Consider the following 13,442-nt stretch of genomic DNA (forward strand, 5'->3'; position numbering starts at 1 on the left):
TATCCCCTTTTTAGAATGTCTCGTGATTTTCAATAACGTAGGCTTTCTTTTTCGTGTCATAGCTCAGCTCAACGTAAACGCGTGATTTCGTTGATTTTTGGAAGACATACAATTTTCCTTTAAACGCTTCAATCTCATATGCTTTGATTTCTTTCGCACTGAAGACGATTCGTGCATCTTCCTCAAGCAATCCAGCCCACTCCCCAAGACCAGAACCTGAAAGCACAGCATCGAGTTGTTTCTCCGTCATTCCCGTCTTGATTTTAGCGCCCGCGTTTAATTTCCGTGTACTCTCGCGGTATTCAGAATATGTATTCCGTCCCATTTCGACTTGTTTCGAGATAAGACGATAGACGGAATCGTTCTTTTTCGTCATAAAACCGAGCGACATCAAAGTCGGAGGAATCTTTGCCTTCCGATCATAGATTTCGTAATAAATTTCTTTACGCTTATCTTCAACGTCCTTAAACTCTTCTTTCGTCTTTAGTACTTGTGAACCGCTTTTCGTTGTTAATTGCTTTTTGTAGTCTTTGCCGTATAAGACTTTTGCGACTTGCTCCATCGTCATACCCGCTTTAAGTGCTGTGTATTGATTTGTCGCTGTTGTCTCGACTTTCGTCGCCGCCGATGCCGTTCCACTAAAGAGTGTTGATCCCGCGATGATTGTCGCCACTGTGATTTTCATGAAGGTCGTGTTCATACTTTACTCTCCTTTTTAATACTGACTATGATCTTCGACACGATACGCTTTCTTTTCCGTGTCATAGATAAAAAAGATGTATTGCCATTTGTTTGTTGCCGTCGGAAAAACGTATGATTTCGTATGAATGATCGTCGCTTTCCCTGCTTTGACTTCTTTTTTTCGAAGAACGGATGTCGTATCGACGTGACCGAGTGTTCCGAATGCCCCGAGCCCTTTCCCTGTCAATACTCGATCGACTTGTTGTTCCGTCATTCCGTTTTTGATTTTCGCACCTTTGATTAGTTTGCGATCACTCGTCCGGAATCCGGCTGCTGTGTCACGCTTGAACTCCATTTGTTTCATCGTCAGCCGATACTTCGTTCCGCCCGTCTCCGTCATGAACATCAGGACACCGATTGCTGATGGGAATTCCACTTTTCGATTCACGAGATCATAAATTAGGACGTTCCGATCCCATTCCTCCATCTCGATTTCTGTGTTCAATCGTAAGACTTGTGAACCGTTTTTCATCTTCAGTTGTTTTTTATACGTCTTGCCATAGAGGATTTTGGCGACTTGCTCCACTGTCATCCCCGGTTTTAAAGCACGATATTGTTTTGTCGCGATCGTCTCAGCTTTCGTTGCAGCACCCGCCGTTACTGGATTGAGGCAAACTATTGCGATCAGTACCATGAGAAGCCGTCGTTTGACGTTCCACTTCTGCATCCATTTCACTCACTTTCTGTTGCACGTGCTTTAGTTCTTCGCCTTAATCGTCCGCATGTCACTGATTTCGTAGGTTTTCGCTTGTTCGTTATACGTCAACTCGACATGTTTCCATTTGTCTATCGTCGATTTAAAGACATATTCTTTGATCCGAGACACTTCAGCAAACCCACGTTTTTGTTCGTCCAGCGTATAAGCAGACGCTGTATCCATATGACCGAGCATCGTCCAGTTGCCAAGATCCTTCCCCGTCAATTTCGCATCGAGCTCTTTTTCCGTCATCCCGTTCTGAAGCGCGGCACCTTTGACGAGCGATCGTGTACTTTCGCGATACCCTGTCTTCGTCTTCCGTTCGATGAACAAGCCTTTCGTCACTAAGCGATACTTCGTACTCTTCTGTTTCGTCATGAATTGTAAGACCAGTTCAGTCGGGGGATGTGTTGTTGTCGAATCGGAGAGGACATGGATCAATTGCTTATGTCCTTCTTCATCCCCTTCGAAGTTGATTGGAAGTTTAAGAACAGTCGATCCGTTTCTTTTCTTCAGGTGTTTCTGATACGACTTGCCATACAGGACTTGCGCGACTTGTTCCATCGTCATTCCATTTTTCAAGCCCTTGTACTGTGTCGTCGCAAGCGTTTCTGCTTTTGTTGCTGCGGATACTGTTCCTGGAACAAACAGACCAAGCAACAGTACTAAACAGAGTGACACTATCATAATGCGTTTCATACCTGTTTCCTACTCCCCTCGATGACTCCATGAATCATCATTATTCATTTTTCATACTTCAATGAAATCCCGATTTCTGTATCCACCTCATATCGCTTTTTCTGCGTGTTATAGGACAAGGTGACGACCTGCATCTTTTTCGAATGCGACCGGTGGAATTGATAGATTTTATAGCGTCCATTTTTCATCGGACTTTTTTTAATGACGGACGAAACGTTCCAACTCAAATACATCGACACCTGTCCGAGCTTTTTGCCGGACACCAGTTGGTCGAGTTGTTTCTCCGTCATCCCGTGGCGTAATGACGCCGGCTTCATGAGTGTCCGGCTATTTTCATACAAGCCATTTTCCGTATCGGCTTGGTAGTACAGCGCTTTTTGTGTCAGATAATATGTCTTCTGGTGCTGTTTCGTACTAAATTCAAGAAGCGTTGTCGTTGGAAGGTCTTTGGAGGGGCGATCCAGTACGTATCCGAGGGACCGATACCCTTGTTCGTTATCGGTCGTTCCCGGTTTTTTCGTAAAGACGACGCTACCATTTTGTTTCTTGATGTATTTCCGGTACCCCTTTCCATATATTGTATTCGCGACTTCCGTTAGCGTCATACCGAACTTAAGTGCTTTGTACTCTTGTTTGATCTGCAGTGCTTCCTTTGACGCTGCTTGTCCTTCGAGTGTCCCACTGAAACAAAGGACACCAATCAGGAAAACACATAGAATACGTTTCATCGTTCGACCTACTTTCCTTATTTCACGAGCTGAACGGCACGATCAGCATTCAAGCGACCGTATCCGTACGTCGTGTCGCGACCTTTTTTGCCGAGGTCCTTCGCTGACTTCCGAAGAATCGATTCGACGTCCGTCACTTTGATACTTGGCTTTAAGCTATAGAGGACACTCGCGACACCTGCGACATGCGGTGTTGCCATCGATGTGCCACTCCAAAAGATCGATTCGCCGTCTTGCAAATAACTCGCGATATCTTGTCCCGGTGCGACGAGATCCAGTCCTTCGCCATAGTTCGAAAACGACGCTCGTTTATCGAATCGGTTCGTCGCCCCGACCGAGAACGCATATTTCGAACGTGCCGGATAGGACAGTTTCGATGCGCCTTCATTGCCGGTTGCTGCTGCGACGAAGATTCCTTTTTTGCGCGCTTCTGCTAAAGCATCTTCAATCGCTAAGGAGACACCGCCACCACCAAGACTCAAGTTGATGACTTTTGCCTTTTGTTTCACAGCGAACAGAATGCCTTTCGCGATATTCGAGTTCGAAGCGTAGTTATTGCGCGAAATGACCTTAATCGGAATGATGCTCGCCCGATCATTGATCCCCGTCATCCCGTAACCATTGTTCGATGCTGCGGCAATGACACCCGCGACGTGTGTACCGTGTCCATGATCGTCATAAGCGAGCTGTCGCTTATGAACGAAATCGTATCCGAGATCCATCCGGACGCGTCCGGCGAAATCCGCATAGGTCGGATTAATCCCCGTATCGACGACTGCTACACGAACGGTCGAACGTGACTTGTTGGCAATCCGTTTGACCATCGCGTGATAACCGATATCGGCTCCTTTAACGCCTCCGCGTTGTCCGGTGTTTTTTAATGCCCACTGGACCGATTGGAACGGATCGGTACTGAGTAACTTCATCGGTTGATCGAGTTCGACGTACCGGACGCTCTTCGTTTTTTCCAGTTGGCGTTTGGCTGCCATCGCTTGGATGAAGCTGTTGTAGGAAAACTTCTCGAGCCGTAACGTACTATCAATCGTTTCGTGATCAGTAGCCCGTGACGTCTGTGACAACGTACTCGCTTTCGTCGCCCCGTTCAGACGAACGACGAGACTCGTTGCCTGTCCGGTTGTCGTTGATTTTGTCGCGTATTCGCGAATGGGTTCAAGGCGTTCGAGTTTATAGGGAATCGTAAAAGCTTTATTCTTCGCCCCCGTCACTTCGATGTATTGTCGCCCACTCCATGTCAGTGGGAAAAAGAGTGTTTGTTTACTATTCGCATACCGCGCATATGGATCTTTTTGTTTGTATTCCGTCTGCGACGTATAAACGGTCGCTTTTTTGGAAGCGTCAAAGGCGAACTTCAAGTGTGTTCCACCTGACAGATACGTCTTCGTATCAAAATAGAACAAGGCTTTCCCGCTCGCATCGAACGTTCCTTTGATGTAGCCTTTTTTCGTTTTCGCTTCGATGGCTGGGACTTTTTTCGCCGTTGTCGCAGCCTCTGTCGTATCCCATGTATATGTACCAAATGCACTCACGAGGAGAGCACTGACGATGACCTGTTTCATTTGATTTCACTCCTTATCGTTGTATCCTTTTTCATTATAATGGAAAAAATTGATTTTCCTAGTTCTTTTTACCTCTATCAATCAATGAATTGACTGAAAAAAGAAGCCCTGTTCGCACAGGACTTCTTGACTGCATTAAGGGATTAGTTTGACGGCGTTATCGGTATTCAAACGACCGGCACCATAACTCGTATCATAGCCTTTTTTACCGAGATCCTTCGCTGATTTCTTGAGGATACTTTCCACACTACTTGCCTTCAAGGACGGCTTCAGACTGATCATAAGACTCGCGACACCCGCGACGTGTGGCGTCGCCATCGAAGTACCACTTCCATATAACAGCTCCCCATCTGCAAGGTAGCTTGGGATCGAGACACCTGGAGCGACGAGGTCCAGTCCCGTTCCGTAATTCGAGAACGAGGCTTTCGTATCTTTTCGTCCGGTTGCACCGACCGACAAGACATATTTCGAACGGGCCGGATATGCGACCGTTCCGCGTCCTTCGTTCCCGGAAGCAGCGACGATCAGGATGTTCTTCTTGACTGCCGCTGCTAATGCCGACTCGATCGATTTCGAAGAAGAACTACCGCCGAGACTCATGTTGATGACTCGGGCACCTTGTTTCGTTGCATGCTGGATGCCTTTGACGAGTCCCGACACCGAACCAGCCCCTGACTCATCGAGCACCTTGATCGGAATCAACGTCGTCATCGGATTGATGCCGGTCATCCCGTACGTATTATTTCCACCCGCTGCAATAATTCCGGCGATGTGTGAACCATGTCCGTTGTCATCCCACGCTGTCTTATCGCCATTGATGAAATCATAGCCGAGATCCATCCGGACTTTACCTGCGAAGTCGGCATACGTCGGATTGATGCCGGAGTCGAGAACTGCGACTTTCGTTGCAGACAGCTTCTTGCCTTTGATGCGTTTTTGCATGGCGACGAAGCCGATGTCTGCTCCTTTCAGTCCCTTCTTTTGTCCCGTGTTCTGCAGCGACCATTGATGTTTTTGATAGGCGTCGACACCGAAGGCTTGAATCGGTGCATCGAACTCCGCGAACGCCACGCTGTTCGATCGCTCGAACTTTTTCTTCGCTGCTTCAGCGTCAGCATAGGAATTATAGACGAGTCGTTCGATGCGGAGCTCAGACGCTAATGATTCGACTTTTGAGGCCCCGAACGATTGCGCCCGCATTGCACCAGAACGTGTCTGAACAAGTAACGCCGGTTTGACTGCTTTGACGGCAGCCGTCATCGATTCCTCAATCGGTTCATAACGCGAGACGTAGGCGGGAACAGAATAACGGTCGCCCGGATAGCCTTCGAGGACTAAGTACTGCCGTCCGCTCCAACTGAGTGGGAAGTAGAGTGTATCGTCCGTAACTTGATAGTAGCGGTTGTAGACGCGACCTGCTTCCGCGTCGGCTTTGCTGGCGAACATCGTTCCGTACGTATCGTAGTCGAGTTCGAACTCAAAGTGCGTCCCTTTTGCGACAAACTCCTTCGCATCAAAATACCATACGGCAAATCCATCCGAGTCGAAACGACCTGTCAAAGCACTCCCAGCTTGTTTCGAAAACGCTGGAACTTCCTTTGCCTTAATTAGTGTTGCCGGACGAATCATTTCCTGCTTTTCAAGCGCCTTGACTGGTAGCGTACTACAGATCAAACCAAGCGCTAAGCTCCCTGCTATCCATGTGCGCATCATCGTTCCTCCCTCTAGGTCTTTCTTACCAATACCCGGATTAGATGGAATTATGTGGAATATATTGAAACATTGACGCAAATCATAAAAAAACACCACTCTCGTGTTGAGAGTGGCGCTTGATGTTACTTGACTGTAACTGTGAATGTTTTAACGACTTTGTAGTTACCCGCTGTCGTGTACGTGACACGAATCGTCGTTTTGCCTGCTTTAATGCCTCTGACGTTACCGCGTGACGAGACTTGTGCGACTTTTTTGTTTGCTGACGTATACTGAACGGATTTGATTTTATCCGTTGCTGAAGTATAGGCAATCCGTGTCGTCTGGTTCTTCTTCAGTGTTGCTTTTGTTGCTTTCAGCGTGACGCTGTTTGCTTTTGTTTCGATTGGTAAAACTGTTTTCAAGACAAAACCGTCTTTTAACGTAACCGTTGCTTCGACTGTCGTCTTACCTGTTGCTTTACCTGTCAGGCGACCTTTTGAATCAACTGTCGCTTTTTTCGTATCCAGGACACGGTAGCGTGTTGACGCAACTGCTGCTGTCGTGTTCGTAACTGTCGTTTTCAAGTCGAGTGCTTTTCCTTGATAGACCGCACCGGCTTTGATCGTTGCGACTGGTGCTTTTGTTGTTTGTGGGACGAAGACGCCGACGTAACCGTTGACTTCAGCTGTTTTGATCCCTTTGACTGGAACCGTCAAGATACCGTTCTTATCTGTGACGAGTTTCGTTTTCGTAACGCCACTAGCATCGACGAAGACTTGATTCGCGTGTGTTTTACCCATGTTGACTTGAACTGTCGTATCCAGCGCTGCATTTTTCCCGATGACTGTCGCGACACCTGTGTTGCGGTCTTTTCCGAAACGGACGCTTGAGATCAAGTCTTTGCCCGCTTCTTTTGACGTGTTCGATGTGTGGTACGCAACGTGCTGTTTACCGTATGCATACTGTTTACGGACTTTTAGGAGATTCGTGATTTCGTCATAGTACGGTGTCGTTTTCGACATGTACGATGCATCCGTCTGATAGAGATCACCGTAGTAGACCGTTGGGACCGTATTTTTGTTCGAAAGAAGGAACGCGTATTGCGCGACGACGTTTTCCGTCGAGTATTTCTTCGTCGGACTTGCGAGTTCTTTGTTGTAGATCGCAAGTGCCTTCGCTTCATCTTCTTTATTGTAGAGCTTCTCGAACGATTTCGGCTCGCCGTCTTTTCCGTACTGCGTATTCGTTTTGATGCCGTAAGTATCAAGCATGATTTGGTTGATGCGGTTTTTCTCTTGGTCATGGTTGTTGACGAATGACCAGTTCGCTTGAACGTTCGTCGCGCCGTCACCTTCACGGTTAACGACTGAGACTTTCGCTAAGTCACGGAGTGCACGTTTGTTTGATGGCGTAAGTGCTGAACGGAGCGTGAAGTAAAGCTCTCCGTCCATGACGAGTTGTTCGTTATTGTTTGCTTTCATGTAAGCATTCTGTTCTGTTTTATAGCTCTCGATGTAGCTGAGGTAATCTTTTTTACCGAAGTGCGCTTTTGACACTTCTGCTTCTGCATTCAAGATTCTCGTATCATAGTGTGATGCTGCATCGATCCGGAAACCGTCGAACTTATATGTTTCAAGCATCCACTTCATCCAGTTCTTTTGTTCCTTGATGACTTCTGGGTTCGAGTTCGCCAGGTCGACACCAACCAAGAACTCATCGTTGTTCGTCATTGTTTTGTTGTATGCCTGCGTTGGGAAACCAGTCTCATCGACGAAGAGGAACTGATCTTCGATGTCGATGCCTGAGTTATCGTTTTGGTATGAACGTTCTTCTGATCCATAACCGTACGCAGCTTGTGTCTTCATGTATTCTTCCGTCAACGAAGCAATCTTGCTGTTTTCCGTTGAAGTAAGCAAAGCTTCTTTTGTTTCGAAGCCATTTTGTTTCATGTACTCGAGGTATCCTTCATCCTTCGCATATTGCGAAAGCATCGGCTTCCAGTTCTCTGGTGAGACTTCATACCAACCATCTGCTGCGAGGTACGTATCGACGACATTCAAGTTCTGTGTCTTCGCTGCGTCAAGCAACCATTCTGGTAAGTAGTTCTTCGCATCATCTTTACCGAAGTAACGGTATGGTTTACCGTCTTTGTCCGTCATGACGCGGCCCATCCCCTGCCCTTGCAGTGATGTCCCATTGATGAACGATTTGTTCCACTCTTTGAGGTAACCGTATTTTGCTTGTCCCATACCGCCACCTTTTGTGTAAGCGAGGTAAGGCGTTGCGAGGGTCTTCGTTTTTTCTCCACCTGTGTATGGGTTTGTGAACGGCTCACCTGAGCTTGTCGCACGACGAACGAAAACAGCTTCACGTTTGTTGAGACCGAGCATTTGGTTCGGAACGAGATCCATCTGGACTTTGATGTTGTCGTCATGCAACATGTCGACCATCATCTCGAGTTGTGTGGCTTTACCGTATTTCGTCGCAACCGCTCCACCTGGTCCTTGTGGGAATTCACCGAGGTCATAACGGTCAGCGATTGCATAGCCTTCCATGTAACGTGCCATATCGAATGAACGATACGCAGGTGGCAACCATACATCTGTTACACCCCACGAGTTGAGCAAATCACCTTTTTTAGCAAGCGTCCGGTACATATTGCTTTCGTACGGTTGATACAGGCTGAAGCTTTGGAAAATAACGCGATTGTCGAGTTTTTCACTTGGTGCGAAAGCCTTTGCGCTTTCTGGTGCATACGTTAGTCCGCTTGTCGCGACCAATGCCGCAAGCAAACCTGTCGAGACTTTTTTCGTCTTGTTCATGAGTCTAATCTCCCTTTGAGTAATATATATTTCTGATTATTTATACCTAAAATTCCAAATAACATAACATAATTTAACATCTTTTTTCAAAGTAAAGACAGTTGTATTTTTTAAAAATAGGTAAATGAATTTATCTAGATGCAATCGATTGCGCTATTTTGTCACAAAAAACTCTCCCTACCGAAGTAGGAAGAGATTTTCATTGCTTAGTTCAGTCCGAGAAGAACTGCTTTCTCGTAACCACCAGTCAAGACAGAGTTGTCATACGACTGAAGCTCTTTGTTGACCGTGATGACGTTCGACAATGTTTTAAGTGTTCCAGCTGGAACTTTGATCTTAACGATGTCGAGACCGTTCGTGATATCATCATCCGAATCAGCAAGCGAGATGCTTGTGCCGACTGGGAGATTTTTTCCGTTCAACGTGTACTGTGCAGTGTTCGTTGCATCGTACATACCAGTGTATTGTACACCTTCTGTGAACTTGATACGGATGACATCTTTTTCATCTTTTGCGTTAGCTGTGACTTTAGCGATTTCGAATGGCGAAGCCACTGGTGTGACTGGCGTTTTCGAAACTTTAAAGTCGTGTGTTGCTGTAGCGACCGTGTTACCGACATCGTCAGAAAGTGACTTGACGACGACTTTCCACTCTTCTCCATAACCGTCTTTGTCGACGAGGTACTGGAGGCTATCGTTCGCTTTAACGCGGAAGTTCGAATCCGAACTGTTCGTGTAACCGACGACTGATCCGTCGATCGTAACGGTTTTACCATTTTTATCTTTACCGATGAACTCGACAGTCGTTTCAGGAAGATCAACCAATCCATCTTTACCTTTTAACGGCGTATCGTACTGGTCGAGACCTTTCAATTTAACCGGTTCGCTCATCAAGACGTTGAAGTCATTCGAGAGAAGGATACGGTCGATTGCAGTGATTTCCGCACTCTTCAGATCTGGAGAGTTGAGCGGTGAACCAGCATAGTTGAGTTCAAGTGTCAACGCATCGTTCTTCTCACCGTTCGCTTCTGCTTTGACAGCATCTTTTGCGAGCGAAAGTTTAAACTTATCGTTGTAGTAGTTCTCTTTCGTGTTGACCGTATCGTAAATTTCCGTCCAGTCCTTATTGAGTTCGACGAGAACTTCACCTGTTTCATCGTTGTAGTATGTCACGTCAACATACTGACTGAAGTCTTCGTACAGCTTCGTGCTTGAGTTATAACGCTCGAGTTTCAACTTCTTCGAAGCAAGCAATGCTTTGACTGCGTCGAGGTCGAGACCTTTCAGCTGTTTGCTGAACATGATACGGAATTGTTCTGGCGACTCAACAACGACGCCTGCAGTTGGCTTGACTGTATCAGCAGCAACTGTGAAGTCGAGGTTTTGTGTTGTTCCGATGTTCGACTCATCCGAAAGGGCTGCGAAGTCCATCGTGTTCCAAATTTGGAGTGAGTGTTTACCAGGCGTGAAGTAGCCTTTCTTCGGTCCTGGGTAAGCTTCTTCTGCTTTTGCACCCATCATCATCTGCTCATCGTTCAACGTGATGATGACTGTATCACGGCGATCGACGCCTGTTTTGTTATCAAATCCGAGGTATTCGACTTTGAAGTACTTCTCGCCGTATTGACCATCGATTTTGAACTTCGCGCCCGCGATTGCTTCTGAGAATTTCACTTCAAGTTGGTTCAGACCGACTGGTTTGACCGAAGTGACTTCCGGCTGACGTGCATCCGTCAACTTGAAGCTTGCTTTTGACTTCACTTCTGTATCCGTGCTGCTTGTGATTTTCGCAAGCACTTTAACAGTTGCGTTGTCTTGGAGTGGTGTTTCTTTATCAAGGATCAATTCGAATGCTTTTGGATTCGAAGGAATCGATTTGATACCGATGACGCGTTTCGAACCATCGAATTGCTCGATTTGGATGTTGTCGTTTGCAAGGTATTCGCTCTCATCAACCGTCGGTAATTTCTTATCGAGACCGAACGATTTCAAGAGAAGATCACGTGAGACGGCTTTATCGAGGAAGATCGTCACACGATCCGCTTGGTTCGATTCCGCTGCAAGGACGTTGATCAATTCAACTGGTGCTGGTGTAACCATGACCGTGCTGAATTTGACTTTCGCTTGTCCATCGATTTTACCGATCAAGTCTTTGTACTCACCGTTGACTGTCTCGATGATTTGCGCGTCGATTGTTGCTTCGATGTCTGTGTTGCTGAACTCAGACGTCAAGAGAACCGTCGCTTTACCATCTTGGATCGTAACGCGTTCTTTCGCGAGTGATCCGAATGATGTCGATAATTTCAAGACGATATCGTCTGCTTTCGTATCGACTTCACCTGTCGCTTTGTTTTTCAACTGGAATGTGACTTCCGTGTTGTCTGATCCGTTTGCAAGGATCGAAGACGCTTTGGGTGTCACTTCAAGCATCCAGATGTTTTCGACGCTTTGCGTCATGAAGCTGAGTGAACCGAGGTCTTTTGCAACGCCACCGATTAAGATGCCTTTTGCGTCAACTGAGTAGTCCATGCCGTACTCGAGTCCTTCGACTTCAAGAACTGCTGACTTCTTGTCTGCGCTAAGTGTCGCTGACTTGACTGTCGCACCTGCGATTTTGAAGTTGTCTGCTGAGACAGAGTCAACGGCACGCGAGAATGAGACTTCGACTTTCTCTTTGCCGATTGCTTTTGCTGAAGCGAGAACTGTGTTTGCAATCGTGAAGTCCATCGGAGCTGATTTGACATCGCCGACTTTGACGACGTAGCTGTGTGTTCCTTCTGGAATGCCACCTTGTGATGCCATGAACTTCCCTTTCGAGAGCGTTCCTTTTGCAACGATTGGAGTTGCTGACATGTCTTTTCCTGGGTAGATCAAGAGTTCTGCCATTGCGCCGACTGCCGGGTACATGACGTCTGCTTTGACTGAAAGCATCTGATCATCGACGCTTCCCATGACGTTCGAGATGCTTGCTGCCTTGACTTCGTAGTTGATGTAACCTGTTACGACAGAGTTAGCACCTTTGTACGAGTAAGCCAGTTTATATTTTCCTGCTTTTGAAGTCGATGGAGTTTTGAGATTGAACTTGCTGATTGGGCGTTTAACGATGATACCTGATTTGTACTGGATGCTGATCGTGCTTGGCAATTGAACTTTTCCGCCAACAGCGATCGGCTCGAGGACTGGTTCGAGAACATCAACTGGGTAGTTTTGAAGTTCGACTTTGAGGATCGCTTTTTTCGTCGTACCCGCTACCTTACCGTAAAGGACTTGGTATTTGTTGATGTATTTCTTTTCGAATTTGACAGAACCGCTCCATTTGACTGAGCGCATTTCGTACTTGCCGTTTGAAAGTTTGACTTTGACTTTCGTCGGAAGCGTCAATTTCTTGACTGCATATTTCGAACCACCAGCGTGCTTCATCAAGATTGGAGAGATGTATTTAACCGAGACCTTCGATGCTGCATCAGCAGCAACCGGTGCTACGACAGACGCCGTGACTGCAAGCGCAGCTGCAGCAGCGTACAATTTGTTCGTTTTCTTCGAATAACCCATGTTTACTATTCCTCCTCTTTTCTAACAAATCAAGAGCGCAAATCCCAATTTTAAATCTACAATATAAGTAAAATATAGAAATATTTTACTTTAAAGCAGTTAAAAAATTCTTTAGTCGTCTTAGGAGGAGTACGTTCTGTTTCACGTGCGACTTTTCGTCTATCATCAAGACGATCCATGCGTGAGCCATTATGTATCCGATTGGGATGAACTAAAGAAACTGCCGAAATCGCTCCAAGAAGCCATTTCTGATTGTAGATTCGTGCGTTCCATCGTTTCGTTTTTGAGAATCGGTAGAAACGCTACAGGTCAAATATACAAAACTGGGAAGGACGCTACAATAGCTTTTTTGTAAAAAATAGGTGAATAGTAGTAAGATAAAATATATTTATATGGGCTGTGCATGGAAATTAATTTTTGGATTCACCCCTTTAAAGAAAACGCTTACATTTTATTAAGTTTTTGCCTTATTTTCGTTTTATTAAAATAAAGTTTTGATTTCACGAGATAAAATGATCTGCTTTTTCGATTGCTTGAAGGAACGATTCCCGATGCAAGCGATGGACATCATCAGCCCACATTTCAATCTTCTCTCCACGTCGTTTGAGTTCAATCGGTAATCCGCGACTAATCCAATCGAGCTGTCGTTGCAGGACATGACGTTTTCGTCCATCTTGTCGCTCCGCCTCCGTGAACTGGCGCAGATACTGTAAGACATAACCGAATCCGAACTCGATCGGAATCCGCAGTTCCGCTCCTTTGTCTCGTATCCGGATGATCCCGGCTCCATAATGGATGACTCGAAACAATTCCTCATTGATGCGCTGATACCACGTTCCTTGTGTCAGACAGTGCGGCTCTAGTGCGCCTTTTTTCCCACTCGGTAAGACTGCGAAATAATCAATGACCATGTATCTGCTCCTTTTTATCAAAAA

The 13,442-nt window shown here is 46.2% G+C and carries 9 protein-coding genes; all 9 read right to left on the minus strand.

What is annotated here, in order from left to right; genetic code table 11:
* Positions 1-10 precede the first annotated feature (10 nt).
* Positions 11-700, minus strand: a complete 690-nt coding sequence (locus MKY22_RS14095; RefSeq protein ID WP_341089404.1) for a hypothetical protein — start codon at positions 698-700, stop codon at positions 11-13.
* 15 nt (positions 701-715) lie between these two features.
* Complete coding sequence (locus MKY22_RS14100) at positions 716-1,408, minus strand: hypothetical protein (protein ID WP_341089406.1); 693 nt, start codon at positions 1,406-1,408, stop codon at positions 716-718.
* 30 nt (positions 1,409-1,438) lie between these two features.
* A complete protein-coding gene (locus tag MKY22_RS14105) occupies positions 1,439-2,137 on the minus strand; it encodes a hypothetical protein (protein ID WP_341089408.1) in 699 nt (232 codons plus the stop codon).
* Between the two features lie 44 nt (positions 2,138-2,181).
* On the minus strand, positions 2,182-2,865 hold the full coding sequence (locus MKY22_RS14110; RefSeq protein WP_341089411.1) for a hypothetical protein: 684 nt from the start codon (positions 2,863-2,865) through the stop codon (positions 2,182-2,184).
* Between the two features lie 17 nt (positions 2,866-2,882).
* Positions 2,883-4,442: a S8 family peptidase gene (locus MKY22_RS14115; RefSeq protein ID WP_341089413.1), complete on the minus strand. Its 1,560-nt coding sequence runs from the start codon at positions 4,440-4,442 to the stop codon at positions 2,883-2,885.
* A 135-nt stretch (positions 4,443-4,577) separates the two neighbouring features.
* Positions 4,578-6,152, minus strand: a complete 1,575-nt coding sequence (locus tag MKY22_RS14120) for a S8 family peptidase (RefSeq protein WP_341089415.1) — start codon at positions 6,150-6,152, stop codon at positions 4,578-4,580.
* Between the two features lie 125 nt (positions 6,153-6,277).
* Complete coding sequence (locus MKY22_RS14125; protein WP_341089417.1) at positions 6,278-8,956, minus strand: glycoside hydrolase family 70 protein; 2,679 nt, start codon at positions 8,954-8,956, stop codon at positions 6,278-6,280.
* A 206-nt stretch (positions 8,957-9,162) separates the two neighbouring features.
* Entirely contained in the window at positions 9,163-12,507 is a 3,345-nt protein-coding gene (locus MKY22_RS14130) for a hypothetical protein (protein ID WP_341089419.1), read from the minus strand.
* 500 nt (positions 12,508-13,007) lie between these two features.
* Positions 13,008-13,418, minus strand: coding sequence for a hypothetical protein (locus MKY22_RS14135; protein ID WP_341089421.1), 411 nt, complete (start codon positions 13,416-13,418; stop codon positions 13,008-13,010).
* Positions 13,419-13,442: the final 24 nt, after the last annotated feature.

The organism is Exiguobacterium sp. FSL W8-0210 (assembly GCF_038006045.1).
In the GTDB taxonomy this organism is placed as follows: Bacteria; Bacillota; Bacilli; order Exiguobacteriales; family Exiguobacteriaceae; genus Exiguobacterium_A.

What these genes read in the sequence shown, in the direction of transcription:
- MKY22_RS14095 (WP_341089404.1), bottom strand. Translation starts at nt 700, where the DNA reads ATGAACACGACCTTCATGAAAATCACAGTGGCGACAATCATCGCGGGA.
- MKY22_RS14100 (WP_341089406.1), bottom strand. Translation starts at nt 1,408, where the DNA reads ATGCAGAAGTGGAACGTCAAACGACGGCTTCTCATGGTACTGATCGCA.
- MKY22_RS14105 (WP_341089408.1), bottom strand. Translation starts at nt 2,137, where the DNA reads ATGAAACGCATTATGATAGTGTCACTCTGTTTAGTACTGTTGCTTGGT.
- MKY22_RS14110 (WP_341089411.1), bottom strand. Translation starts at nt 2,865, where the DNA reads ATGAAACGTATTCTATGTGTTTTCCTGATTGGTGTCCTTTGTTTCAGT.
- MKY22_RS14115 (WP_341089413.1), bottom strand. Translation starts at nt 4,442, where the DNA reads ATGAAACAGGTCATCGTCAGTGCTCTCCTCGTGAGTGCATTTGGTACA.
- MKY22_RS14120 (WP_341089415.1), bottom strand. Translation starts at nt 6,152, where the DNA reads ATGCGCACATGGATAGCAGGGAGCTTAGCGCTTGGTTTGATCTGTAGT.
- MKY22_RS14125 (WP_341089417.1), bottom strand. Translation starts at nt 8,956, where the DNA reads ATGAACAAGACGAAAAAAGTCTCGACAGGTTTGCTTGCGGCATTGGTC.
- MKY22_RS14130 (WP_341089419.1), bottom strand. Translation starts at nt 12,507, where the DNA reads ATGGGTTATTCGAAGAAAACGAACAAATTGTACGCTGCTGCAGCTGCG.
- MKY22_RS14135 (WP_341089421.1), bottom strand. Translation starts at nt 13,418, where the DNA reads ATGGTCATTGATTATTTCGCAGTCTTACCGAGTGGGAAAAAAGGCGCA.